At 66.8% G+C, this 25,434-nt stretch carries 22 protein-coding genes and 1 tRNA gene; 13 read left to right on the top strand and 10 right to left on the bottom strand.

Annotation, left to right across the window (positions count from 1 at the left end; genetic code table 11):
• Positions 1-55: 55 nt before the first annotated feature.
• Positions 56-589, top strand: a complete 534-nt coding sequence (locus tag QSG27_RS05525) for a helix-turn-helix domain-containing protein (protein ID WP_306704137.1) — start codon at positions 56-58, stop codon at positions 587-589.
• Between the two features lie 203 nt (positions 590-792).
• Here the strand turns inward: QSG27_RS05525 and QSG27_RS05520 are convergent, their stop codons facing one another.
• Positions 793-1,173 carry a hypothetical protein gene (locus QSG27_RS05520; RefSeq protein ID WP_306704136.1) on the bottom strand — a complete coding sequence of 127 codons (381 nt, stop codon included), beginning with the start codon at positions 1,171-1,173 and terminating at the stop codon, positions 793-795.
• Positions 1,174-1,184: 11 nt separating this feature from the next.
• Positions 1,185-2,234: a helix-turn-helix transcriptional regulator gene (locus tag QSG27_RS05515; RefSeq protein ID WP_306704135.1), complete on the bottom strand. Its 1,050-nt coding sequence runs from the start codon at positions 2,232-2,234 to the stop codon at positions 1,185-1,187.
• A 277-nt stretch (positions 2,235-2,511) separates the two neighbouring features.
• On the opposite strand from QSG27_RS05515, the gene QSG27_RS05510 reads away from it, so the two are divergent.
• The 6 genes from QSG27_RS05510 (at position 2,512) to QSG27_RS05485 (ending at position 7,405) form a co-directional block, all read left to right on the top strand.
• Positions 2,512-2,937 carry a ribbon-helix-helix domain-containing protein gene (locus QSG27_RS05510; protein WP_306704134.1) on the top strand — a complete coding sequence of 142 codons (426 nt, stop codon included), beginning with the start codon at positions 2,512-2,514 and terminating at the stop codon, positions 2,935-2,937.
• Between the two features lie 253 nt (positions 2,938-3,190).
• Positions 3,191-3,266: transfer RNA gene (locus tag QSG27_RS05505), tRNA-Lys, on the top strand.
• A gap of 492 nt (positions 3,267-3,758) precedes the next feature.
• Complete coding sequence (locus QSG27_RS05500; protein WP_306704133.1) at positions 3,759-4,064, top strand: hypothetical protein; 306 nt, start codon at positions 3,759-3,761, stop codon at positions 4,062-4,064.
• A 274-nt stretch (positions 4,065-4,338) separates the two neighbouring features.
• Positions 4,339-4,914 (top strand): cupredoxin domain-containing protein, encoded by a 576-nt coding sequence (locus QSG27_RS05495; protein ID WP_306704132.1) that lies wholly within the window; start codon positions 4,339-4,341, stop codon positions 4,912-4,914.
• A gap of 11 nt (positions 4,915-4,925) precedes the next feature.
• Positions 4,926-6,623: a copper resistance system multicopper oxidase gene (locus QSG27_RS05490; RefSeq protein WP_306704131.1), complete on the top strand. Its 1,698-nt coding sequence runs from the start codon at positions 4,926-4,928 to the stop codon at positions 6,621-6,623.
• Positions 6,624-6,649: 26 nt separating this feature from the next.
• Positions 6,650-7,405 (top strand): copper resistance protein B, encoded by a 756-nt coding sequence (locus QSG27_RS05485; RefSeq protein ID WP_306704130.1) that lies wholly within the window; start codon positions 6,650-6,652, stop codon positions 7,403-7,405.
• Positions 7,406-7,460: 55 nt separating this feature from the next.
• Here the strand turns inward: QSG27_RS05485 and QSG27_RS05480 are convergent, their stop codons facing one another.
• From QSG27_RS05480 to QSG27_RS05460, 5 genes are all read right to left on the bottom strand, one after another.
• Positions 7,461-8,576, bottom strand: a complete 1,116-nt coding sequence (locus QSG27_RS05480; RefSeq protein ID WP_306704129.1) for a DUF2336 domain-containing protein — start codon at positions 8,574-8,576, stop codon at positions 7,461-7,463.
• A gap of 155 nt (positions 8,577-8,731) precedes the next feature.
• Positions 8,732-9,001, bottom strand: coding sequence for a neuropeptide-like protein 29 (locus tag QSG27_RS05475; RefSeq protein WP_306704128.1), 270 nt, complete (start codon positions 8,999-9,001; stop codon positions 8,732-8,734).
• A gap of 95 nt (positions 9,002-9,096) precedes the next feature.
• On the bottom strand, positions 9,097-11,235 hold the full coding sequence (uvrB, locus tag QSG27_RS05470; RefSeq protein ID WP_306704127.1) for an excinuclease ABC subunit UvrB: 2,139 nt from the start codon (positions 11,233-11,235) through the stop codon (positions 9,097-9,099).
• 106 nt (positions 11,236-11,341) lie between these two features.
• Positions 11,342-13,123: an SLC13 family permease gene (locus QSG27_RS05465; protein WP_306704126.1), complete on the bottom strand. Its 1,782-nt coding sequence runs from the start codon at positions 13,121-13,123 to the stop codon at positions 11,342-11,344.
• 31 nt (positions 13,124-13,154) lie between these two features.
• Positions 13,155-15,182, bottom strand: a complete 2,028-nt coding sequence (locus QSG27_RS05460) for an AsmA family protein (RefSeq protein ID WP_306704125.1) — start codon at positions 15,180-15,182, stop codon at positions 13,155-13,157.
• A 186-nt stretch (positions 15,183-15,368) separates the two neighbouring features.
• Here QSG27_RS05460 and QSG27_RS05455 point away from each other — a divergent pair, with 186 nt between their 5' ends.
• From QSG27_RS05455 to QSG27_RS05445, 3 genes are read left to right on the top strand one after another with little or no spacing between them, the layout of a single operon-like run.
• Entirely contained in the window at positions 15,369-16,472 is a 1,104-nt protein-coding gene (locus tag QSG27_RS05455; protein ID WP_306704124.1) for a hypothetical protein, read from the top strand.
• A 2-nt stretch (positions 16,473-16,474) separates the two neighbouring features.
• Positions 16,475-17,782 carry a hypothetical protein gene (locus tag QSG27_RS05450; protein ID WP_306704123.1) on the top strand — a complete coding sequence of 436 codons (1,308 nt, stop codon included), beginning with the start codon at positions 16,475-16,477 and terminating at the stop codon, positions 17,780-17,782.
• Between the two features lie 19 nt (positions 17,783-17,801).
• Positions 17,802-18,197, top strand: a complete 396-nt coding sequence (locus tag QSG27_RS05445; protein ID WP_306704122.1) for a hypothetical protein — start codon at positions 17,802-17,804, stop codon at positions 18,195-18,197.
• On the opposite strand, the gene QSG27_RS05440 is transcribed toward QSG27_RS05445, so the two are convergent.
• The 3 genes from QSG27_RS05440 to QSG27_RS05430 all read right to left on the bottom strand — a co-directional run bounded on the left by QSG27_RS05440 (position 18,194) and on the right by QSG27_RS05430 (position 21,809).
• A complete protein-coding gene (locus QSG27_RS05440; protein WP_306704121.1) occupies positions 18,194-19,120 on the bottom strand; it encodes a DMT family transporter in 927 nt (308 codons plus the stop codon). The two genes, QSG27_RS05445 and QSG27_RS05440, sit on opposite strands and share 4 nt — an antisense overlap.
• Positions 19,121-19,204: 84 nt before the next feature.
• Complete coding sequence (locus QSG27_RS05435; RefSeq protein WP_306704120.1) at positions 19,205-20,407, bottom strand: CaiB/BaiF CoA transferase family protein; 1,203 nt, start codon at positions 20,405-20,407, stop codon at positions 19,205-19,207.
• Positions 20,408-20,603: 196 nt separating this feature from the next.
• Entirely contained in the window at positions 20,604-21,809 is a 1,206-nt protein-coding gene (locus QSG27_RS05430; protein ID WP_306704119.1) for an acyl-CoA dehydrogenase, read from the bottom strand.
• Positions 21,810-21,918: 109 nt separating this feature from the next.
• On the opposite strand from QSG27_RS05430, the gene QSG27_RS05425 reads away from it, so the two are divergent.
• The 3 genes from QSG27_RS05425 to QSG27_RS05415 all read left to right on the top strand — a co-directional run bounded on the left by QSG27_RS05425 (position 21,919) and on the right by QSG27_RS05415 (position 25,365).
• Complete coding sequence (locus QSG27_RS05425) at positions 21,919-22,836, top strand: LysR substrate-binding domain-containing protein (RefSeq protein WP_306704118.1); 918 nt, start codon at positions 21,919-21,921, stop codon at positions 22,834-22,836.
• A 290-nt stretch (positions 22,837-23,126) separates the two neighbouring features.
• The gene (locus QSG27_RS05420) at positions 23,127-24,224 is read left to right on the top strand and encodes an ABC transporter ATP-binding protein (protein ID WP_407653178.1); all 1,098 of its coding nucleotides are present in this window, start codon (positions 23,127-23,129) and stop codon (positions 24,222-24,224) included.
• A gap of 94 nt (positions 24,225-24,318) precedes the next feature.
• Positions 24,319-25,365, top strand: coding sequence for an ABC transporter substrate-binding protein (locus QSG27_RS05415; protein WP_306704117.1), 1,047 nt, complete (start codon positions 24,319-24,321; stop codon positions 25,363-25,365).
• Positions 25,366-25,434 lie beyond the last annotated feature (69 nt).

Below are 25,434 nucleotides of genomic sequence, written 5' to 3'. Positions count from 1 at the left end.
ATCCGTCTTGCATAGCTCATGCCTATGTAACTAATTAGAATGAGAAGCATCGCCGATGCTGACTTATTCCACCCTGGTATGCGACGACTCATCCCAGGTTAAGGAGGGGGATTCGATGCATGTCTCTGAGCGCCTGAGGCTGCTACGAGAAAGAGCGGGCATGTCGAAAACTGAACTGGCAAAGGCGCTGGGCTACAAATACCTTGGTGGGTATCATTTCGAAAACCCGGACCGAAAAGCGAATTTTTTGCCCGTCCCAACAGTCGTTCGATTGATTTCGATCATGAAGCCTCGCGGCATCGGCGCCGAGGAGATTCTGGAGTTGGCTGGATTTCCGTCCGACATCCTGAAAGATGAGGGGGAGCTTCCACCCAATATATTAGAAGATAGCTATGTCAGAACGACCGTCACGGCTTTGGCTGAGTTTCTTCAGGAGGAGAAACTCGAAATGGCTCCAAAGGCACAAGGTGACATTGTTGTCAAGTTTTGCTCTGTGTATCAGTCCGAGGTACGCCACGGTCGTCAAGGACCGGACTTGGACACGGAGCGCGTCAAATCTATTCTGAGGTTTTGGACGGTGGGTCGCTGATCTGTCTCGATTCACCCCTATTTTTCATATCATGTGGATCGCTCTGCTTCGCCTGGATCGGATCATGACGAGAGGATCGGGCTGCCACGACAGCCTTCTCCAAATGCTCTACGATGTCGTTGATGTAATCCAGCTTCCAGCTCATGGCCGTTCGACCATCAGCGGCCCACGGAATGGTCCGTGAACCGCTGACGGTATTTCCGTTACGCTGCCAGCTTCAGAACGATCATGCATCCGGCGGCGCTCGCCGAGCGCTTGGGCTCACCGAAGCGCGCACGGCGGATCGCTTCAGACGCCCCCCAGTCGCCCTGCCCCCCCACTTCGTGAATGAACCGGGCTCCCGGCCCGGCGACGGCAGACGCCATCGCATCGCACAGACCCGGGGTGGCGATGATGGCATGGATCGCCTCGTCACCGAGCTTGGTCGGGACGATCGCCGTGCCAGGGTTCTCCGCCGCAATGACGAGATCGTTCAGCCCTTCGTCGCAGGCCGCCTCGGCGTCCAATTCGGCCATGCCCTGCCCGATCAGAACAGCCTTGATAGCAGTCGTGTCAACGCTGCGGATAATGCTCTCAATAGTCAATTACTGACTCCTTAGTTGATAAGACTGGTACTGCCAGCCACAGAAGCGAGCTTCGAAACCAAGTCGGAAATTGACCGTATTCCTTTGCTCGCTGATAGCTTCTTTACCTCGATAAATTTAGAAATGTTTTTGATTTCGGTTCGAACGGTTGAAACAGTAATGCTGTGCTTGGCGGCGACGCTCTCAACATTCATTCCCGCCCCAATGGATACGGCAATCCTGGCCCTTCCCGGCGGAAAGCCGAGACCGCACAGCAGCGTGATCAGCGCCGAATCTTCGATCACCGGTGCCGGCAGTTGCACCATGGCAAGACCAGGGCCAGCCGTTGAAACCGTGGACAGTTGGGCGGCATGGCCGTGGTGTGCGTCCAAGGCAAGCACGACGGGCCTCCCACCGGCGGTCGCACGGGATGCAACAGCCGATGCGAAAAGAGTCGCGTCCTGCCCAGAAGCGATGAGTCGGCCATCGTCGGAAATCGCCAGCCCCGCTCCGGTCTGGAGGTGCTTCAGCATCGCACGATTCCAGTAGGACAGACGCGAGTCGGAGAAAACGAAGGCCGTGGGCTGCGGGGATTCGTCCAGCGCACCTATCAAAGTTGCGTTGGCTGCCTGCATAGATATGAAAAGCTCGACGTCGGAGACATCCCGCAACGTCTTTTCAAGCGCAGAGTATTGATCGTCGATTGAAATCGTCAAACGAGTGGTCCAATCACCGCAGCGATAATGCAAACAGAATGCTCGTCGATTTCCCCACGACTTGATAAATGAAGCTCTCTCTGATAACCGAAACCTTTCAATACTCCGCAAATACGAAAACGGGTCGGCCACGAGGCATGAGTCGGCATTTATTCCAGCCTCAACCGACTGCAGAAACGCCGCTCCAAATTCCGGTCGGTCATCAAAGGAACAGCACGGAAAAATAACACGGTATTTTTGATTGGCTGCCTCAATACGATCCCCAATTCCTGTAACAAAAACCGCCGCTCCGACCGCATGGCCAATCTGCGCGATGCGAGCAATTGATTCCGGCGTATCGCTTGGCAGTGGTATAGCTGAATGCATATCTATGTATTCTCGGAAATTCTTCTGAATTCATACTACCCTGGAACGCAGGCGTGTGGATACCCTATTTTTGGTACTGTGAACACACGCCAGCTCACAGGCCGCGGCGGCGGCGCACATCGATATTCAAAATGAGTTGTTAATTGTATTCTATTTGAATAGCATCTGTCCGGCCGGCGACCGGGCCTGCCGACATGCCGCTCAAGCCTCCCTCAGGCCGGCCATGGCGACGCACTCTTGCGTTGGTACGGCGCATTCGAATTCGATGGAGTCTTTCATGAGTGCCGCACTGGAAGCCGCATTTGAAGCCGTCGATCTCATTGTCTCGCCCACGACGGTCCGCACCATCGACCGCGCAAATGGCCAGCGGTCGAGCATGAAACTGGAAGAGGAGTGGTGGGCGGCGCTCGGCGACGTTTGCCAGCGCGAAGGCTTCGACAATCGGCGCGCATTGGTGGCGGCTGTCGATGCGCGCGGCGTGCGTCTCGGATTGCAGCGGCTCCGGGCGAGGCATCTGCGGACCGGCGTTCGCAGCGGCGGCTCATGGGCCACTTTGGCCGGAGCCGTCCGGGTTTTCGTCGTCACCTATTATCGAACCGCCGCCCTCCATAACGCTGCCACAGCCGCGACCGTCATGAGGGACGGCATGACGGCCCACGCATCGCCCACAGGAAGCTCCATGGTGCCGCAGCCGGGATCATAGCGGCGGATGCCTGTTGAAGCCGGCATTCCGGCCGGTATCCCCAATGGATGCCGGACACCATGAACGTCGAGCACTGCCGGGAGGCGGTTGGGGAAGGCGAACGGAGCCCCACCAACCGCGGTTTGCGGACAATGGGGACCGGCTCGGTGAAAGAAAGCGAAATTTATGCACGCTCCGTCCAACCCTGCTGTTGACCAGCGCGTTAGCGGCCCCTATGTTGCGCTCCGCACCGGCGACAGACCGTGCTTTTTGTGATCCGGTAGCTCAGTCGGTAGAGCACGTGACTTTTAATCATGTGGCCGTGGGTTCGAGTCCCACCCGGATCACCAAAACTCCTATTGATGTTAATCGTTTATGAAGAGGATCCGGCGTTGTGTCGGGGCATTCGCTCCTGTGTCCGCGCCGTGTCTGCATTCTGCGCCGACGAGCGGCCCGCTTGACCAATCGGACGTCGTGACCAAGCACCCGTCAAGCAGGTCGGCGGCCTTCAGGTCAGCCACGAAGCCAAGGCCGAACTCGGGGTGTGCGCGCACCGCAGTGCCGTGACGCGCCGCTGCCAGTCCGGGGCGAAGCCGTCCGGCTGACGGCGGACCTCAATGGGGGCAACAGGGCGCACAACGGCGCTCCGCCTCCCTGAGCGGTGAGCAGCCCGAGCACATCGCGCCCGCGTCGGACGCTTGCGCTCTCAATGGCCACGCGGCTATGGTAAAATGACGCGGGAGCGGTCCGCGGACATGGGCTCAACGGCAGGCATGCGTTTTACTCGTCTCCTGACGGCAGTGTTGCTGGGCGTCCTCCTCATCGGCTGGGGAAGCGCCGCCATGCCCGTCGCCGCCGTCGCAGCCATGCCCCACCATGCGGCGGCAGTGGACGGCGATGCCGACGCCGGCTGCAGTCCACAGGCCGAACACCATGAACAGGGCGACCGTCAGGATGACGGGAAGGACCATTTCAAGCTCACCCACAAAGGGTGTTGCGTGATGGCCTGCGGCATGTCCGCCCTGGCGCCGGCCCAACAGCCGATACCCCCCATCGAATGGGCGTCCGCCGTCCTGCCGTTCGGCGACGATGCGCTTCGCGACCGGACCGTCTCCCCCTTGCGCCGTCCGCCCAGACCGGCTGCCTGAGGCCGCTCCGCGCAAGAGGCGCGGAGCGAGGCTTCCTGAGCTCTTCCCATCGGCGGAACGAGCCAACCCCAGCGTCGAACCAGACCGCGGTTTCTGTCCGGGAACGGCTGCCTCGCAAGCCCCGGAGGCGTGTGCCGCCAGGAGCTGCCTTGGCTGACCGGTTCCATTCCCGTGCTCCGCCCGCATCGGATCGCCCGCTGGCCCTTGTTTCATCGCTTCCCGTTCCGGTCGGCCAACCGACACCGGCACCGGCACCGGATGAAGGACATCCAAGATGCGTCTGCACACCCGCACCCTGAGCACCGTCGCCGCGCTGATCACCGGTGCCAGCCTCCTCGCCGCGCCCGCCGCCGCTTTCGCCGCCCCCGGCGAGGCCGGACACCAGCACGGCACCGCGGCCATCGGCGAACCCGCCAAGGCGACCGCCAAGACGCGCACCGTCCAGATCACCATGGGCGACAACTACTACGAGCCGAACAGCGTCCAGGTGAAGGCGGGCGAGACGGTCCGCTTCGTCGTCACGAACAAGGGCGAGTTCCTGCACGAATTCAACATCGGCACCGCCGCCATGCACGCCGCCCACCAGAAGGAAATGGCGGTGATGATGGAGCACGGGATGCTCACGCCGACCGGCATAAACAAGGAGATGGCCAACATGGACCATTCCAGGATGCCGGGCATGGAAGGAACCTCCATGACGCACGACGACCCGAACAGCGTCCTCATCGAACCCGGCAAGGCCAGGGAACTCACCTGGAAGTTCACGAAGAACGCCGCCCTTGAATTCGCCTGCAACATACCCGGCCACTATGAATCCGGGATGGTCGGCAAGGTCGACGTGCAGCGCTGAGGGAGGACGACATGCACATCGCACCACGCGGCCTCTCCCGCCGGGATGCCCTGAAGCTCGCCGGGGCGGCGGGCCTGGCGGGCATCGTCACGGCCTATCCCGGACGCCGCGCCTTCGCCGCCTCCGCACCGCCCCTCGACCTGGCGGTGGAGCGGACCCGCATCACCATCGACGGCGAGACCAGCGACGCCATCGCCATCGGCGGCTCCATTCCGGCGCCGACGCTCCGCTGGCGCGAGGGTGACGAGGTGGTCGTCCGTGTGACCAACCGGTTGGACGAGCCGACCTCCATCCACTGGCACGGGCTGCTGATCCAGGGGGTCATGGACGGTGCTCCCGGCTTCAACGGCTTCCAGCCGATCATGCCGGGGCAGACCTACACCTACCGCTTCAAGCTCCGGCAGGCGGGCACCTACTGGTACCACAGCCACTCCGCCGCGCAGGAGCAGGAGGGCATGTACGGCGCCATCGTGATCGAGCCTGCCGACCGCGACCCGGTGCGGGCCGACCGCGACTACGTCGTCCTGCTCTCCGACCACACCCCCGAAGCGCCGGAGGCGGTGCTGCGCAAGCTCAAGGTCAGCGAAGGCTACTACAACGACAACAAACGCACCCTGATGGATTTCTTCCGGGACGCCGGACGCGATGGCCTCGGCGCCACCCTGCGCGACCGGCTCGACTGGGGCGAAATGCGAATGGACGCGACCGATCTCGCGGACGTGACCGGCTACCGCTTCCTCGTCAACGGAAAGGGGCCGGGGGACAACTGGACGGCGCTGTTCAAGCCGGGCGAGCGCGTGCGGTTGCGGATCGTCAACGGCTCCGCGATGACGATCTTCGACGTCCGCATTCCCGGCCTCCCGATGACGGTCGTGGCCGCCGATGGGCAGAATGTGGTGCCGGTGAAGGTGGACGAGTTCCGCTTCGGCGTCGGCGAGACCTACGACGTCATCGTCATGCCGACCGGGGACAAGCCCTTTACCTTCTTCGCCGAGCCGATCGACCGCACGGGCTTCGCCAGGGCCACGATCGCGACCCGCCAGGGGATGGAGGGCGTGATCCCCGAGCGGCGCCCGCGGGCCGTGCTGACCATGGCCGACATGGGAATGGCGCATGGCGGAATGGACCATGGGTCGATGCCGGGCATGAACCACGGCTCCATGGCCGGGATGGACCACGGCAAGATGCCGGGAATGAATCACGGCTCGATGACTGGCGGCTCGGCGGCAGGCCGGGAGCAGGCGGTCGGGTGGGCCGATGCCGGCACGCCGCCGGGGGCCAGGGCGCTCTCCTACGCCGACCTGAAGTCCTTTTCGAAGACCAGGGATCTCCGGGCTCCGGCCCACGAGATCGAGGTCCGGCTGACCGGCATGATGTCCCGGTACATCTGGACGCTGAACGGCGAAAAATTCGACGAGGGCGCTCCGATCCGGGTGGCCTATGGGGACCGCGTCCGCATCCGGTTCGTCAACACGACCATGATGGCCCATCCCATGCACCTGCACGGGATGTTCGTGGAACTGGAGAACGGGCAGACGGACCGGATGCCGAAAAAGCACGTTGTCCTCGTGCCTCCCGGCCAGACCGCCTCGGTGCAGTTGACGGCGGACGAGCCCGGCGAATGGCCGTTCCACTGCCACCTCCTCTACCACATGGCCTCCGGCATGATGACGCGGTTCATCGTCGAGCCGAAGACCGCGAGCCTCTGATCCGGGAGCAAAACATGGGAACGACAATGACGAGCCCGGGACGGGCCGCGCTCGCGGCCATCGCCGTGACCCTGGCGCTTTCGGCGGGAGCCGCCGGGGCCGCCAACGGGTCCCAGCCCGGACACCAGTCCGAACGGTTCCACGAGGAACCGCCGATCCTGGCCACCTTCCAGGTCGACCGGCTGGAACACCGCTGGCGCGACGGCGAGAACTCGGTGGACTGGGAGGCCCAGGGCTGGATCGGCGGCGACACCGACAAACTCCGCTTCAACTCCAAGGGCAGCAAGGCGGTCGATGGAAAGCTGGAGAAGGCCGAGTTCCAGCTTCTCTACAGCCGGATGATCTCGGAGTTCTGGGACGCGCAGGCCGGCTTGCGGCACGACCTGCGGCCGGAGCCGCAGACGACCTACGGCGTGCTCGGGCTCCAGGGGCAGGCCCCCTACTTCCTCGACGTGACCGCGCGGATGTTCGTCAGCGAGGACGGCGACCTCAGCGCCCGCCTGGAGGCGGAGTATGATCTGCTCATCACGCAGAAGCTCGTCCTCCAGCCGGCGGTGGAGGTGAACGCCTCGGCCCAGCGGGTCGCGAACCTCCATGTGGGCCGGGGCATCAGCGACGTGGAGCTTGGCCTGCGGCTGCGCTACGAGTTCGCCAAGGAGTTCGCGCCCTATGTCGGCGTGAATTGGGAGCGCAAGCTGGGCGAGACCGCCAACATCGCCCGCGGTCACGGCGAGGACCCGAGCGATCTGGCCTTCGTCGCCGGTGTCCGGTTCTGGTTCTAAATCAACCGGGCCGGCCGCGCCGAGCGACCGGCCCACCCCCGAAAGAAGCCCGGGCTCAGTCCGCCTCGGCGCGCATCAGGTCCCCCAGCTTGTCGAGCAGGTAATCCAGATCCTCCGCCGCCAGATCCTCGTACTGGGTGAGGATCCGCTCGATCACCCGGCGGCGGTGGCGTTCGATGTCGTGGGCCTCGCCGTCGTAGGGCGTTTCCTTCAGCACGTCGAGCGTGATCCGGCAGGCGGGCAGCAGGGCCGGCGGCTGCTTCGCCTTGTCGTAGATGGATTTCAGCCCCAACCGCCCGGCGTCGTGGATCAGCAGGCGCGCGTTGGTGAGCGGCACGTTGGCCAGATGGGACAGGGCCGTTTCGAAGAAGGCCACGTCGCCCATGCACAGCGCCCGCACCAGCAGCGACGGGGTCAGCCGCCCGGTGCGCGACAGTTGCGCGACCAGCCGTTCCAGAGCGCCCTCGTCGCTTTCCCCGGTGAAAAGGGAGACGGTCGCGCGTTCGCGGCTTTGCAGGATCAGGTCGGCGGCGACCTTGGCCGGAAGGTCGTGGTTGGTCACCAGATGCTGCTGCAGCTTTTCCGAGACCACGGCGACCAGCCGTTCGGCGATGGTGATCGGCAGGCGGGCGCGCTGGACCAGCGGTTCCTGCACGGCTTCGCTGTCGGCGAAGCGTTCGATGACCCGGCCGAGCGTGCGCTCGCCCAGATCGGCGCTCTCGTTGGCGACCAGAGCCGCCACCGCCCCTTCCGACGCCGTGTCGATCAGCGCATCGGCGACGCTGGCCGACAGGGCCGGGCGCTGCGCGATGGCGGTGTGCTTGGCGTCCGTGCCCGTCCGCACGATCTCCACGAGATCGGCGTCGGTCAGCACGGTCGAGACGCTGAGCACCGGGATCGCCACCGCCTCCACGTCGCGCGCCAGCATCAGCGCGACGTCGCGCGGCAGCGCCGGGTTGGCCTTCAGATTCTCGGCCAGCGACTGGCGCACGCGCACGACGGCGTCGCGCGCCATGAAACGGATGATGTCCTCGGCAAGCCTGCGTTCGCTGTCCGACAGGGCAGAGGCGGAGAATTGCCTCGCCACCTTGACCGCCAGTTCGGAACGGCTGTTCGGAGAGGGGTCCGACAGCAGCTTGGCAACGTCGTCCTTGGTGAGTTGGTCGCTCATGGGTCCCCGACCCTTTCCTGCCCCGCTTCGCCCCCCGTGCCCCGATTTCGTGCATCAGCGGGAGCGAATGTATTCAGGTCATGATCGGACCAAAGCATTGAGCCTTTGTTAACGACGATTCCCGGCGCCGGGCCGGTCCGGACGGCGGCGCCCCATCACCACCCGCCGCCCCGGTGATGGTGACGCGGGCCGCCGTGATGGCCGCCACGATGACCGCCGCGATGACCGCCGCGATGACCGTAGGAAGGGCGTTCATAAACGACGGGCGGCCCATAATAGCGGTACTGCGGGCGCTCGTAATAGCCGTACCCGTAGGAGCGGTGTCCATAGCCGTAGACGGGTCCGGGCGTTCCGGCGGCGACGTAGCAACCGGACAGCAGAAAGACGGCAAGGGACAGAAGGGACAGCGAGCGGAGCGTCGTCATTGGCAATCCTGTGCCAGGGTTCACGGCCCGGCGAGCGGGCCGTACTGACAGGATGAACGCACGATTTGGAGAAATTATTCCGATGATGGCGGCGGTCAGCGCCGCGCCCGGCGGCCTTGCTTCTTCGGGGCGCCTTCGGGAATGCCGCGGCCCTGGCGGGCGGAGCTGATGCCGATGCTGCCGGGCTGCTCCAGCCCGAGATCCATCGCCTCCAGCCGGCGCAGCTCGTCGCGCAGGCGGGCGGCCTCCTCGAATTCCAGGTCGGCGGCGGCGGCCTTCATGCGCTTCTCGATGTCGGCCATGACGGACTTCAGATTGTGGCCGACCAGTTCCGTCGCGTTCAGGCCGGTCTTCACGGTGACGTGGTCGCCGCGCTCGTACACGCTCTCCAGGATGTCGCCGATGGCCTTCTTCACGGATTCCGGCGTGATGCCGTGCTCCAGATTGTACGCCTGCTGCTTCTCGCGGCGGCGGGCCGTCTCGTCGATGGCGTACTGCATGCTGCCGGTGATCCGGTCGGCGTAGAGGATCGCCCGGCCCTCGATGTTGCGCGCGGCGCGCCCGATGGTCTGGATCAGCGAGGTCTTGGAGCGCAGATAGCCCTCCTTGTCCGCGTCCAGGATGGCGACCAGCGAGCATTCGGGGATGTCCAGCCCCTCGCGCAGCAGGTTGATGCCGACCAGCACGTCGTAGGCGCCGAGCCGCAGGTCGCGGATGATCTCGATGCGCTCCAGCGTCTCCACGTCGGAGTGGATGTAGCGCACCCGCAGACCCGCCTCGTGCATGTATTCGGTCAGGGCCTCCGCCATCTTCTTGGTCAGGGTGGTGACCAGCACGCGGTTGCCCTTGGCGACCACCTCCTTGCACTCGTGGATCAGGTCGTCCACCTGGGTTTCGGTGGGACGGACGATCACCTCCGGGTCGATCAGGCCGGTCGGGCGGACCACCTGCTCGGCGAAGACGCCGCCGGTGCGCTCCATCTCCCACGGGCCGGGGGTGGCGGAGACGAAGACCGTCTGCGGGCGCATGCCCTCCCACTCCTCGAACTTCAGGGGACGGTTGTCCATGGCGCTGGGCAGGCGGAAACCGTACTCGGACAGCGTTTCCTTGCGCATCCGGTCACCGCGGTACATGCCGCCGATCTGCGGCACCATGACGTGGCTTTCGTCCACGATCAGAAGCGCGTCGCCCGGCAGATACTCGAACAGCGTCGGCGGCGGCTCGCCCGGCGCGCGGCCCGTCAGGTAGCGGGAATAGTTCTCGATGCCGGCGCAGGCGCCGGTGGCCGCCATCATCTCGATGTCGAAGGTCGTGCGCTGCTCCAGCCGCTGCGCCTCCAGCAGCTTGCCCTGGGCGTTGAACTCCTCCAGCCGCATCTTCAGCTCGCGCTTGATCTGCTCGATGGCTTGGTTGAGCGTCGGCTTGGGCGTCACGTAGTGGCTGTTGGGATAGATGCGGACGGCCTCCAGGGAGGCGATCTTCTCGCCGGTCAGCGGGTCGATCTCGTGGATGCCCTCGATCTCGTCGCCGAACAGCGAGATGCGCCACGCGCGGTCTTCCATGTGGGCGGGGAACAGCTCCACCGTGTCGCCGCGCACCCGGAACAGGCCGCGCCCGAAGGCCGCGTCGTTGCGCTTGTACTGAAGCTCGGTCAGCTTGCGCAGCAGGTCGGGCTGGGCGACCACCTCCCCCTTGCGCAGATCGACGGTCATTTCCGAATAGGTCTCGACCGAGCCGATGCCGTAGATGCAGGACACCGACGCCACGATGATGACGTCGTCCCGCTCCAGCAGAGCCCGTGTCGCCGAGTGGCGCATGCGGTCGATCTGCTCGTTGATCGAGGATTCCTTCTCGATGTAGGTATCGGTGCGCGGAACATAGGCTTCCGGCTGATAGTAGTCGTAGTAGGAGACGAAGTATTCCACCGCGTTGTTCGGGAAGAAGGACTTCATCTCGCCATAGAGCTGCGCCGCCAGCGTCTTGTTCGGGGCGAGGACCAGGGTGGGGCGCTGGATGTGCTGGATGACATGCGCGATGGTGAAGGTCTTGCCGGAGCCGGTGACGCCCAGCAGCACCTGATCCTTCTCGCCCGCGCGCAGCCCCTCGGTCAGCTCCCCGATGGCGCGCGGCTGGTCGCCGGACGGTTTGAACTCCGACACCAGTTCGAACCTCTTGCCCGCCTCCAGCTTGGGCAGGGACTTTTGCGGGAGGGCGGTCAGGACGGGATGGGACATCGGAAAACGCTCGCGCCAGCGGTACAGAACGGGAACCGAGTATATGGCCCACCCCACCCCCGCTGTCGAGCGTGGGCTTGTCGGGGATCAGGCCGTCACCCCGGCATCAGTGCGGCATCAGGGGCCAGAACAGCGCGATCGCCGCGGTGCCCAGCACGATCACGATCAGCGACAGCGGCAGGCCCAGGCGCGCATAGTCGCTGAAGCGGTAGCCCCCCGGTCCCATGACCAGCGTGTTGCATTGGTGCCCGATGGGGGTGAGGAAGTCGCACCCCGCCCCCACGGCCACCGCCATCAGGAAGGCATCGGGCCGCAGCCCCAGATGGTTGGCGAGGCTGGCCGCGATGGGCGCCATCACCAGCACGGTCGCCGCGTTGTTCAGGAAGGGCGTGACCGCCATCGCCGCCACCAGCATCAGGGCCAGCGCGCCGATCGGCGGAAGCCCCTGCGCGACGATGGACAGCCAGCCGGCGATCAGCTCCGTCCCGCCGGTGGTGCGCAACGCCTCGCTGACCGGGATCAGGGCACCCAGCAGCACCAGGATCGGCCATTCGATCGACTCGTAGGCTTCCTTCAGCGTCACCACCCGCAGCGCCGTCATGGCGACCGCGGCGCCGAAGAAGGCCAGCGCCACCGGCACGAGGCTGGTCGCCACCATGGCGATGGTCACCGTCATGACGGCCAGCGCCATCCGCCGCTTGCGCCGCCGCCCGATGGACAGGTTGCGCTCCGCCAGCGGCAGGCAGCCGAGTTCGTTCAGCGTGTCCGACAGCCCCGCCGCCCGCGCCTGGAGCACCACCAGATCGCCCGGCTGGAAGCGCACGCGGCGCAGCCGCTGGCGGATGGGCCGCCCGCGCCGGCTGAGCGCCAGCAGGTTGGCGCCGTAGCGCTCCCGCAGTTCCACGTCCTCCACGTTGCTGCCGATCAGGGGGGAGCGCGGCTCCACCACCGCTTCGAGGACCGCCAGATCCTCGTCGCTCGCCACCCCCTCCAGCTCCTTCTCGTGCATCAGCGCCAGACCGGCGTGCTTCACGAGGTCGGCCAGCGCCTGGGTGTCGGCCTCCAGCACCAGCACGTCGCCCGCCAGCAGCACCCAATGGCCGGACGGGATGTGGCGGCGGTGCCGCCCGCGGATGATCGCCGCGACCGTCACGTCGCCCTCGCCGTAGGCTTCCAGATCGGCGACCGTCTTGCCGACGAAGGGGGACTTCTCCGGCAGGAGCGCCTCCGCCGTGTAGTCGTCGATGGAGAAGCCCCCGGCGCTGCCCGAGGCCGCCGGGCGCCCGCTGGGCAGCAGGCGGTAGCCGACCGCCAGGAAGGCGACGCCCGCCACCGCGACGATCAGCCCGACCGGCGTGAAGTCGAACATGCCGAAGGGCTCGCCCACCATCTCGCTGCGCAGGCGGCTGACGATGATGTTGGGGGAGGTGCCGACCAGCGTCATCAGCCCGCCCAGCAGCGAGCCGAAGGCCATGGGCATCAGCAGCGACGACACCTTGGTCCCGTTGCGCCGCGCCACCTGCATGGCGATGGGCATGAAAATGGCGAGCGCGCCGATGTTCTTGACCACCGCGGACAGCAGGGTCACCGCCCCGGTCAGCACGATGATCTGCGCCGGCACGGTCTTCATGCGGGCGCTGAGGGGGCGCATCGCCTCCTCGACGATGCCGGAGCGGCCGACCGCGGCGCTGACCACCAGCGCGGAGCCGACGATGATGACGATGTCGTCGGAGAAGCCTTTGAAGGCGTCCCCCGGCTTGACGATCCCGGCGGCCACCGCCGCCAGCAGCGCCAGCATGGCGACGAGGTCGTAGCGCAGCTTGTCCCAGATCAGCAGCGCGATCACCGCGCCGATGATGCCGAAGGCGAATCCCTGATCGAGCGTCATGCAGCCTTTTGCGGGGATGGTTGATCCGTGATTACTGGGACTTGCCGGAGGGAGAGCCCGGGGGAGCCGCGTCGCGTTCCTTGCCGGCTCCGCCGGAACCGCCGGAGCCGGTGCTGGAGTTCGACGGGGAACGGGCGTTCCTGACGAGTTCCCCACAATGTGGCTGTTCATTGCTGCCAGGGTCAAGAAAAGGCAGGACGCTGGCCAGCGGAGTCAGCAGAACGCCCAGCGCCACCGCCGCCGCCCCCCGCGCCGCCGATTCCGCCGGATTGACGCCGATGTCCGGATCGCCCAGCGTGCCGCGCACATGGACCGGGACGTGGGTGGCGAAGATCTGCGGCTTCTTGGCCCGCCCCAGCACGGTCAGGTCCATCGCCTCGCTGCGCAGGTTGATGGTGCCCTCCGCCGTCACCAGCGTTTCCGGCGTGTCGAGCACCAGCGCCCGGCTTTCCGCCAGCCCGTCCTTCACCGTCACGTCGGCGACCAGGCAGTTGAAGGGCAAGGGCTGGTCGCCGGACAGCACCACCCCCAGCGTTTCCAGGATGTTGGTCTTCAGCCCCTTGACCGCGTAGCTGGTGATCCGCCCGCCGTCCACCGCGACGCCCAGCTTGCCGTCGGACGCGCCCAGGATGTTGGCGACGGTGGCCCCCTGCCCCTTCAACTGGATGCGCCCGCTGGCCGTGCCGCCCATCTCCTTCGCGAAGGGCGTCTCGCGGAACAGCCGGGCCAGCTTCACCTGCCGGACATCCAGGTTCACGTCCAGCGCCGGGGTCTTGCGGCTGCCGTCCAGCACCGCCGTTCCCGCCACCCGCCCGCCGCCGACGCCCAGCGACAGCGGGTCCAGCACCAGCCGCCCGTTCTCCAGCTTCGCCCGCGCGTCCAAATCGTCCAGCGTGGAGAAGGGCGCCTCCACATGCTCCCCGCGGAACTTGACGTCCATGTCGGCGGTGCGGAGCTTCTCCAGCGGGACCTCGGTGGCCGGGATGATCCGTTCCCGCCCCTTGGTCGGGTAGTCGCCCCGCCCTTCCGGAGAGGCGCCGATGAAGCCGGCCAGATCCACCGCCGCCAGCTTCCGCGAGGTGAGGTCCCCGATGATCCGCGGGCGGTCGCCGCCCAGATCCACCGCCACCCGCCCGGACAGGTCGCTTTCCCCCACCTTGCCGTTCAGCCCCTCGAACCGCCAGACGTCGCCGTCGCGCCCCAGATGGCCGGAAATGGCGTAGGGCCGCGTCTTCGGCACGGGAATGCCCAGGATCGGAAAGACGTCGGCCAGATCGTCGCCGCGCAACTCCACCGACAGGTCCACCCCCTGAAGAAGCACCGGCTCGGCGATGGAGCCCTCGATCTTGCCGCGGGTCTTGCCGATGGCGGTTTCCACCCGCAGCGGGTAGGGCTTGGGGTCGTCGCGCAGATACTCCAGCGAGCCGCCCGCCGCCGTCAGGGTGAAGGGCTTGCCGGCGAAATCGCCCTTGCCGTCCAGCCGGACCTCCTGCTCCCCGTTGCCGCCGACGGCGGTGTTGATTCCGCTGTCGATGTCGATCTTCCTGACCGGATCGCGGAAGCGGACGCGCCCCTCCTCGACCAGCAGCGTTTCGATGATCGGCAGGTCGCCACGGTCTTCGGGTTTGACCGTCTCCTTCGCGGCCTCCTTGCGCGGGTCCGGCCCGCCGAAAGCCCAATTGGCCGCCCCCTCCCGGTTCTTCTCCAGCAGCAGCTTGGGGCCGGTCAGGCGGATTTCCGGAAATTCGAAGTCGCCGCGCAGCAGCGGCCAAAGGCGAAGCTGGAGGTCCAGAACCCGCAGCTCGGCCATGGTCTTCTCGTCGCTCCAGTCCGCGTTGGCGATGCGCAGCCCCTCGACGCGGATGCGCAGCGGGTCCCCCAACCGGACGTTGAAAGCGCCGTCGATGGCGACCTCGCGGTTCAGCGCCTTGGACGCCTGCCGGGCGATGAAGCCGCGGGCGTCGTTCCAGTCGAAGACGGCCAGCGCGATGCCGATGCCCGCGGCCACGGTCACCGCCAGCCCCAGCAGCCCATAGCCGATCCACTTCACCACGGCCATCCGCCGCGCCTCCCCTGCCTGCTCAGCACCCTCTGGCCGAATAACGGGCAAAAGGCCGGCGGCGTGGCGCGCTACCCACAAAGGGCAGAGGGAAAGACGATCTGGTACGGATTTAACGAAAAATTGAGTGGACCATGCTATGGCTGGTGCGACGCATTCCTTCACTCCCCTCCCAGCCCGAGAACCATGCGTTCACTTATTAATTTTGCTCCGTCCACCTTCGAGGAGCGCGGCGCCGCCGTGGCCTTCACGACCCCGGTGCTGGCGCAGACGCGGGTGCGAAAGGACGACCGGGAGCTGCTGGAGGTCCTGATCCCCAACCTTTCGGACGGGCACGGCGTCTATGTGGTGCCGTGGAAGGGCCTGCCGCTCGCCTTTCCCATGACGGTCCACGACCGCATGTTGCAGGACCTGATCCGCCGCGGCGACGGCTGCTCGCCGGACGACATCCGCAAGGCGGTGCTCCAGGCGGCGCGCTGCGGCCTCGCCGGACCGCTGGCCGTGGAGGCGGCGGAGGCCGCCCTGCGCGACGAGGACGAGCAGCGGCTGCTCATCAATTACCAGCTCATCGTGGAGGTTCTGAAGGCGGTCGGGCTGGAGTCGTCGGACATCCTGCGCGCCGGCCTCGGTTCCGAGAAGGGCGAGCAGCTCACCCGCAGCTACATGACAAAGGCGGCGCAGAGCCTCGCCCTGGAACCGACGGAGCTGTACACGCGGGTGGCCGAGCTGGCGACCTTCATGGAGCCGGTGGGCATCGCCAGTTCGCCCAAGCCGGCGCGGCTGCGCCGTCTGGCGCGCGACCTGCTGCAATTCCGCGACAGCATGACCGAATGGTCCACCGGCAACGTGTCGGAAACCGCCCCCATCGGCACCTTCTGCGCGGAGGTGGCGGAGCACACGCTCAATCAGGTCCGCAACGTGGTGAACCAGCTCGACCAGTCCGTCGCGGCCTTCGAGCTGCTTCTGCGCCAGTGGGAGGTCAAGCGCCCGCTGGTGCGGCGGGCCACCACCCGGCTGTCCTGGCTGCTCGACGGCTGGGACTTCATCATCGCGAGCTGGGCGGAGGCCCAGACCCGGAGCAAGCACGAGCAGGAGATGGCCGTGCACGAGCTGTTCCGCGTCCTGCCCCTGCTGCCCAAGGACGAGGAGAAGTCCGACCACGCGCTGCTGGCGGACGGGCTTCTGGCCGCGAACCGCCGGACGGTGAGGGCCTATGTGGACTGGCGCAGCGGCCAGCTCGACATGGACCTCGTCATGCGGATCGAGGCGATCAAGGCAAAGGCGGCCTGACCATGACCATGGACCCCCATGCCCTCCTCAGCCTCGGCACCAAGCTGCTGGACATCGACGAGGCCCGGTTCCGGCAGGTGGTGGACCTGCTGCAGCAGATCGGCGACCTGCCGGAGGTCCAGCACACCTTCTCGCTGATCCGCCCCCGCCTGGCGGAGGTGCGGCCCAAGCGGCGCCCGACCTTCAAGCGGCTGTTCTGCGAACCCTTCGAAGACCTGTTCCAGCTTCCCACGGGCGGCCAGCCCGCACCGCTGAACAAGATCGACCGCGGGGTGGTCAACTCCCTGTGGCCACTGGTGGAAGGCCAGATCGGCAAGGACCGGCTGCGCGGCGTGACCGCCGCCCTTGGCGACGGCGCGTCGCGGGTGGAGCCGGCCCGCGCCTTCTGGAGCATGGCCGCGGCCACCGTGGCCGACATTCTGGAGGAGGCGGAGGCGGGCCGCTTCGTGGACGATCTCGGCCTGCGGCTGAACCCCGACCGCATCCGCACGATCCAGGACATCGCCAGGATACTGACCATCGCCCAGCCGGTGTCCGAGTTGAAGGCCGTCCTGTCGCCCAAACCGATCCAGAAACTTCACAAGGACCATCTGGAGGGCATCCAGACCATCGGGCGGCAGGTCGCGCGCTCCCGCCCGGAGGCGCTGAAGCTGTTCGTCCTGCTGGCGGCGGCCCGCCTGACCGATCCGTCGATCCTGCTGGGCAGCCTGTGGGACATGGATCTCGGGCAGAAATCCAGCGACCGCGCCACTCTGTTCCTGGATCTCAGCGGCACCGTGGTGGCGCAGATCGAGGAGCGGTCGCGCGGCGCCGCCACCACAACCGTCACGGTGGACCGCATGGCCGCGGCGACCCTCGCCGTCGATCTGATGGCCAGCCTGGAGGCCACGCGCAACGCCATGGAGCACAGCCGCAACAAGGATTTCGACCAGCGGCTGAAGACCGTCCGGGAGTCCGTGCACGAGCTGGTGCGCACCCAGGTGCTCGACGGGGCGGAGACGGAAATCCTGTCCGCCGTGGAGACGCTGGCCCCCGGCGCCGACACCGCCCGGATGGTGCAGGCGGAGAACCAGGCCCGCGCCCTGCGCAAATGCTCGACCATCGCCGACACGCTGGGCCTGCGCGGCGAGTTGAAGAGCGTGACCCAGCAGACCACGGCGTCCCTGACCGGCACGGCGCGCCAGTCGCTGTCCGAGGGCGTCGGCGACGCGCGGACCGGCTACACCGCCATCCGCATGATCGAGCTGATTGCCGGCCCCGCGGAAGCCAACCAGATCATGGACGACATCCTGAGAGGTGCCCGCCGCTGAGCGGCACCGGGGAGGCCGCATGAGCCGTGAGCGGGGCCACGTCGGCCGGGGCTATGTCGGCTGGGCGCTGCCGGAGGCGGAGCGCGCCCGCCTGCTGGCGCTGTTTCCCCCGCGCTACGCCCGCACCGTCGCCCATCACGTCACGCTGGCCTATGGCGTGGGGGCAAGGCACCCGCTGCCCATGGAGCGCCAGGGGACCATTGTCGGCCTCGCCGACGACGGAGAGGGCGTCCAGGCGCTGGTCGTCGCCATCGCCGGAACCACCGACCGGCCCGGCGGCGGGACCTGTCACGTCACATGGTCGCTGGGTCCGGGCCGCCGGGCGGTGGAGTCGAACGCGGTGATCGGGCGGCTCGGCTGGGCGCCGGTCGGGCCGGTGTCCGTCCGGCTGGAGCCGCGCTTCTTCCCGGATTAGGCGCCGGGACCGCCACCGGCGTTGGACTCCGCCGCGGCACCGCGATTCAGCGCCTGCTCGCGGTGGAAGACGAACAGGCCGCTGCCGATGATCAGCAGCGCTCCCAGCAGGATGCGCAGCGTCGGCGCGGTGCCCCAGACCAGCAGGTCCAGCGCCACCGCCCAGACGATCGACACATACTGGAACGGCACCACCACCGCCGCCGGGCTGAGCTGGAGCGAGCGGTTCATCGCCGCGTGCCCGGCCAGCGCCGTGACGCCCAGCGCCCCCAGCAGCAGGAAATCCAGCCCCGGCGGCGGCACCCACACCAGAGGCAGCGCCGCGCCGCCCAGCAGGCCGGTGCCGAAGGTCTGGAAGCTGACCAGCGACAGGTTGCTGGAATCGCGCAGCAGCCGGGTGGAGATCAGGCCGAGGGAGAAGACCACCGTACCGGACAGGGCGATGAGCGACGGCAGCGCGTCGAACTGGCCCGTGGGGTTCAGCACGATCACCACGCCCGCGAAGCCGACCAGCACCGCGGCCCAGCGGCGCCAGCCCACCTTCTCGCCCAGCAGCGGCACCGACAGGGCGGTGACGATCAGCGGGGCGGCCATGTAGATGGTCATGACGTTGGCGAGCGGCAGCGACCGCACCGCCCAATAGAAGCAGGCGACCTCTCCCGCCACGCAGCCGACGCGCAGAAGATGCAACGGCAGGCGTTTCACCGCGAAGACCGACCGCACCCCCTCGCGCAGGATCAGCGGGGCCAGCAGCACCGCGCCGAACAGGCTGCGGATGGCCAGCAGCATCGCCACCGGATAGTCGGCGACCAGCCATTTGCCGAGCGCGTCGTTGACGGTGAACAGCGACATGCCCAGCAGCATCAGCAGGATGCCCAGGCGGGTGTCGGTGGCGGCGGAAGACGGGGTGGTGAGGGCGGTCATCTCGGTTCACGCAAAAATCCCTCCCCCGCACGCGGCGGGAGGAGGGATGGGATGAAGGGCGGCAAAATGACGGGAACGCGCGGTTCAGACCACGCCCTTCTCCCGCAGGGCCGCGATGTCCGCCGCGCATAGGCCGAGCGCCTCTTCCAGCACGGCGTCGGTGTGCTGGCCGAGCGTCGGCGGGGCGACGGTGTGCTCGATGGGGGTCGCGGAATAGCGGATCGGGCTCGCCACCGTCGGGACGGTCCCGGCGCTGGGGTGCGGCAGATCCTGGTGAATGTTGCGGGCCTGGACATGCGGGTCGGCGAAGACCTGCGACACGTCGTTGATCGGCCCGCAGGGCACGCCCACCGCCTCCAGCGCCGACAGCCAGTCGCGGCTGGTGCGCTGCTCCAGCAGCAGTTCCAGGATCGGCACCAGCTCCTTGCGGTTGGCGACTCGGGCCGGGTTGGTGGCGTAGCGCGGGTCCTGCGCCAGCTCCGGACGCCCGGCGACCTGACAGAACTTGGCGAACTGCCCGTCGTTGCCGACCGCCAGGATGATGTGGCCGTCCAGCGTCGCGAACGCCTGATAGGGCACGATGTTCGGGTGCGCGTTGCCCAGCCGCTGCGGCGCCTTGCCGCCGACCAGATAATTCATCGCCTGATTCGCCAGCACCGCCACCTGCACGTCGAGCAGGGCGAGGTTCACCCACTGCCCCTCCCCCGTCCGGTCGCGGTGGGCGAGCGCGCCGAGCACGCCGATGGTGGCGTAGAGCCCGGTGAAGACGTCGGTGACGGCGACGCCGACCTTGACCGGCCCGCCGCCCGCCTCGGCGTCCGGCTGGCCGGTGATGCTCATCAGCCCGCCCATGCCCTGGATCATGAAGTCGTAGCCGGCCCGCTTGGCGTAGGGGCCGTCCTGCCCGAATCCGGTGATCGAACAGTAGACGAGGCCCGGATTGATCGCCTTCAGGCTGTCATAATCCAGCCCGTACTTGACCAGCCCGCCGACCTTGAAGTTCTCGATGACGACGTCGGCCTGGGCGGCCAGCTTGCGCACCAGCTCCTGCCCTTCCGGGCGTTCGAAGTCGATGGTGATCGACCGCTTGCCGCGGTTGGTGGACAGGAAATAGGCCGACTCCTCCCCGGCCCAGGGGGGACCCCAGGCGCGCGTGTCGTCCCCGGCGCCGGGCCGTTCGACCTTGATGACATCCGCGCCGAGATCGGCCAGCGTCTGCGCCGCCCACGGCCCGGCGAGCACGCGGGAGAGTTCCAGGACACGGACATGGGAAAGCGGGCCGGGCATGGTGGACACATCCTTTTCGACAAAGCTGCCGACAGAAGCGCAGAAACGGTTGAGGGGGTTCTCACCACGAAGACACGAAGAATTTCACAAAGAGGTGTTCTCTTCTCGGGCAGTTGACCGCAGCGCCAGCGCCTCTTCACAAGAATCTTTGTGCCTTTGTGTCTTCGTGGTAAATCCCCGCCCCCTTTTGAAGACGTTACGCGCTGAACGCCTGGATGCCGGTGATGGCGCGGCCCAGGATCAGGGCGTGGATGTCGTGCGTGCCCTCGTAGGTGTTCACGGCCTCCAGGTTCATGACATGGCGGATGATGTGGAACTCGTCGGCGATGCCGTTGCCGCCGTGCATGTCGCGGGCGACGCGGGCGATCTCCAGGGCCTTGCCGCAGTTGTTGCGCTTGATGAGCGAGATCATCTCCGGCGCCGCCTTGCCCGCGTCGAGCAGACGCCCGACCTGCAACGCGGCCTGGAGGCCCAGAGCGATCTCCGTCTGCATGTTGGCGAACTTGAGCTGCGGGATCTGGTTCGCCGCCAGCGGACGCCCGAACTGCTTGCGGTCGAGCTGGTACTGGCGCGCCGCGTGGAAGCAGAACTCCGCGGCCCCCATGGCGCCCCAGGCGATGCCGTAGCGGGCGCGGTTCAGGCAGCCGAACGGGCCGACGATGCCCTCGATGTTCGGCAGGCGGTTCTCCTCCGGCACGAAGACCTCGTCCATGACGATCTCGCCGGTGGCCGAGGCGCGGAGCGAGAACTTGCCCTCGATCTTCGGCGCCGACAGGCCCTTCATGCCCTTCTCAAGCACGAAACCGTTGATCTTGCCCGCGTCGTTCTTCGCCCAGACGACGAAGACGTCGGCGACCGGGGAATTGGTGATCCACATCTTCGAGCCGGTGAGGATGTAGCCGTCCGCGACCGTCTTCGCGCGGGTCTTCATGCCCGCGGGGTCGGAACCGGCGTCCGGCTCGGTCAGGCCGAAGCAGCCGATCCACTCGCCGGTGGCGAGCTTCGGCAGGTATTTCTCCCGCTGGGCCTCGCTGCCGTAGGCGTAGATCGGGTGCATGACCAGCGAGGACTGCACCGACATGGCGGAGCGGTAGCCGCTGTCCACCCGCTCCACCTCGCGGGCGACCAGACCGTAGGAGACGTAGTTGACGCCCGCGCAGCCATAGCCGTCGATGGTCGGGCCGAGGAAGCCCAGCTCGCCCATCTCGTTCATGATCTCGCGGTGGAAGATCTCGTGCCGGTTGGCCTCGGTCACGCGCGGCAGCAGCTTGTCCTGGCAATAGCTCCGCGCGGCGTCGCGGATCATCCGCTCGTCTTCGGTCAACTGCTCGTCGAGAAGCAGCGGGTCTTCCCAGGTGAAGGATGCGAGCTTCGCGGAGGCGGCTCCGGTCTTGGCGGCCATGTTTGGTGTCTCCCTAGGTCCGATGCGCCCCAACATGGCGCGGTCGCTTTCATGGTTCAAATACATTTATCAGGAGACTTTAATATGAAAAACATATAAGATTGGGCGCATGGACCTGCGCCACCTCCGCCACTTCGTCGCCGTCGCCGAAGAGCTGCATTTCAGCCGCGCCGCCGCCCGGCTGGGCATCGGGCAGCCGCCGCTCAGCCAGTCGATCCAGGCGCTGGAGGCGGAGCTGGGCGCCCGCCTGTTCGAACGCACCAAGCGCCGGGTGGAACTGACCGAGCCGGGCCAGCTTCTGCTGGGCGAGGCGCGGGAGATCCTGGCGCGGGCGGAACGCGCCGCCGTGCTGACCCGCCGCGCCGCGCGGGGAGAGGTCGGCGAGCTGCGAGTCGGCTTCACCGCCGCCGCCCCCTTCCTGCCGATGGTGCCGCGGATCATCGACGCCTACCGCCGCGCCCATCCGGACGTGCATCTGACGCTGGTGGAACTGCCGTCGAAGCAACAGTTGACGGCGCTGGCCGACCGCCGGCTGGACGTCGGCTTCATCCGGGAACCGCGATTCGTCCCCGAGCCCGAGTCCTTCCGCTTCCACGAGGTCGTGCGGGAGCCGTTGCTGGCGGTGATGCGCGCCGACCATCCGCTGGCCGGGCGGGAGATCGTGCCGCTGGCCGCCCTGCGCGACGAGCCCTTCGTCTTCTACCCCGCCGATTTCGGCACCAGCACGCACGAGCAGGTCTTCGCGCTCTGCGCCGCCGCCGGATTCCGCCCCAACGTGACGCAGGACGCCCGGGAAGCCTTCACCATCATCGGGCTGATCGCCGCCGGGCTGGGCGTGTCGATTCTGCCCGGCCAGTTGCGGCAGGTGGCGCTGGAAGGGGTGGTGTACCGCCCGCTCGACACGCCGGACGCCTTCACCACCCTGCAACTGGCCCGGCGGAGCAACGAAAGCTCCCCCCTGGTGAAAAAATTCACCGACCTCGTGGAACGGATCGTTCCTTTTTCTCCGCCCGCCCGCGGCGCGTGACGGGCGACTCGGACAAAATCGCCCGTCCGGACCCCAAACCGCCCAAAGTCGGGGTTCTCAACCGGTCAAGGAAGGAGCAAACTCCCGTTCAAACCGCGTGCATGGCCTTCGCAGATGCACAAAATTTCGCCAGACCGTTGAAATGATCATGACGCGAGCAACGGGCTTGTCGAATTTATTAAACGGGTATACCGTCTGACCCATTGCATAGGTCCTGTGCCGGGAACGCAACCCTGGAGCGGGATCTGGACCGGGATAGCTCGGACGGGGGGAGGATGATGGACGGCGGCATGGTCACGACCGCACAGGCACTGGTGCGCTTCGTCGGGGTGCAGAAGACCTACGACGGCGAGCACCTCGTGGTGAAGAACCTCGACCTCGACATCCGGAAGGGCGAGTTCGTCACCCTGCTCGGCCCCTCCGGCTCGGGCAAGACGACCACGCTGATGATGCTGGCCGGTTTCGAGGTTCCGACCCATGGCGAGATCTATCTCGCCGACCGGCCGATCAAGAACATGCCGCCGCACAAGCGCGACATCGGCATGGTCTTCCAGAACTACGCGCTGTTCCCCCACCTGACGATCGAGGAGAACGTCGCCTTCCCGCTGACCGTGCGCAAGATGCCGCGGGCGGAGGTGAAGGAGCGGGTGCGGTCGGCGCTGCGCATGATCAAGCTGGAGAATCTGGCGCACCGGCACCCCGGCCAGCTTTCGGGCGGCCAGCAGCAGCGCGTGGCGCTGGCCCGCGCGCTGGTCTTCAACCCGCAGCTCGTCCTGATGGACGAACCGCTGGGCGCGCTGGACAAGCGGCTGCGCGAGCACATGCAGCTTGAGATCAAGCAGTTGCACGAGACGATGGGCATCACCGTCGTCTACGTCACCCACGACCAGAGCGAGGCGCTGACCATGTCGGACCGCATCGCTGTGTTCAACGACGGCATCGTGCAGCAGATCGACAGGCCGGACGCGCTGTACGAACGCCCGGTCAACAGCTTCGTCGCCAATTTCATCGGCGAGAACAACGTGCTGGCCGGCACCGTCGAGAATATCGAACAGGGCTTCTGCCGGGTGGCGCTGGCCGCGGGGGGCTCGGTCGTGGCCCAGGCGATCAATGTGGCCGGCCCGGGCACGGCCACCGCGCTGTCGGTCCGGCCCGAACGCATCAGCATCCTGACCGACGGGCAGGCGCCGGACGGGCTGAACGCCCTGCCCGCCCAGGTGCAGGACACCATCTATCTCGGCGACCACGCGCTGGCCGTGCTGAAGGTCGCCGGCAACGGGGAATTCATGGTCAAGCTGCCGCCGGGCGCCCATGCGGGTCTCAGCCACGGCCAGAGCGTGTCCATCGGCTTCCGCCCCGAGGACTGCCGGGCGCTCGATCCCGTGTGATCGGCACCCGTCCGTCCGGCCGGCCTCTCCGGGAGGGGGGCCGGGGGGCGCACCACCTCCTGACGCAACCATACATAATGAAGGAACGGGGACGATGTCGAAGCTTAAGGTGGCAGTTGGGTTCCTTGCGACGCTCACCGCCGGTGTGGCGCTGGCCACCGCCGCGCAGGCCCGCGACCTGACGGTCGTGTCTTGGGGCGGCGCCTATCAGGAAGCCCAGAAGAAGGTGTTTTTCGAGCCGTTCAAGAAGACCGGCACCCCGCTGAACGACGAGTCCTGGGACGGCGGCATCGGCGTGCTGCGCGCCAAGGTGCAGGGCGGCGCGGCGACCTGGGACGTCGTGCAGGTGGAGAGCGAGGAACTGGCCGTCGGTTGTGAAGAGGGCCTGTTCGAGACCATGGAGTTCAACAAGATCGGCGGCGAGCAGGCGTACCTGCCGCAGACCGTCGACGCCTGCGGCGTCGGCGCGATCGTGTACGACTTCGTGCTCGGCTACGACAAGGACAAGCTGAAGGACGCGCCGAAGAGCTGGGCCGACTTCTTCGACACCAAGAAGTATCCGGGCAAACGCGGCCTGCGCCAGGGCGCCAAGACCACCCTGGAGATCGCCCTGATGGCCGATGGCGTCGCGCCGAAGGACGTCTACAAGGTGCTGGGCACCGAAGAGGGTCTGGAGCGCGCGTTCAAGAAGCTGGACACCATCAAGAACGACATCGTCTGGTGGAAGGCCGGCGCGCAGCCGCCGCAGCTCCTGGCGTCGGGCGAGGTGGCGATGACCTCGGTCTACAACGGCCGCATCGACGCCGCGAACAAGGCCGAGAAGAAGAACTTCGGCATGGTGTGGAACGGCGCGCTCTACACCATCGACAGCTGGGTCATCCTGAAGGGCAGCCCGAACAAGGACGCCGCCTACAAGTTCCTGGAATTCGCCGGCAAGGCGGAGAACCAGGCCAAGCTGTCGGAGAACATCGCCTACGGCACGTCCAACAAGGACGCCCCGTCGAAGCTGGCCCCCGCCGTCCTGAAGGATCTGCCGACCGCTCCGGACAACATGAAGAACGCCGTCGAGATCAGCGTTCCCTTCTGGCTGGAGAACATCGACCGCCTGACCGAGCGCTTCAACAAGTGGGCGGCGAAGTAAGCCGCTGAGCAGAGCCCCCACCCAACCCTCCCCCGCTTCGCAGGGGAGGGCTTCAAGTCCCCTCCCCTG

It is taken from the genome of Azospirillum isscasi, from assembly GCF_030849505.1.
In the GTDB taxonomy this organism is placed as follows: Bacteria; Pseudomonadota; Alphaproteobacteria; order Azospirillales; family Azospirillaceae; genus Azospirillum; species Azospirillum isscasi.
This window is presented reverse-complemented; position numbering and strand designations above follow the sequence as displayed.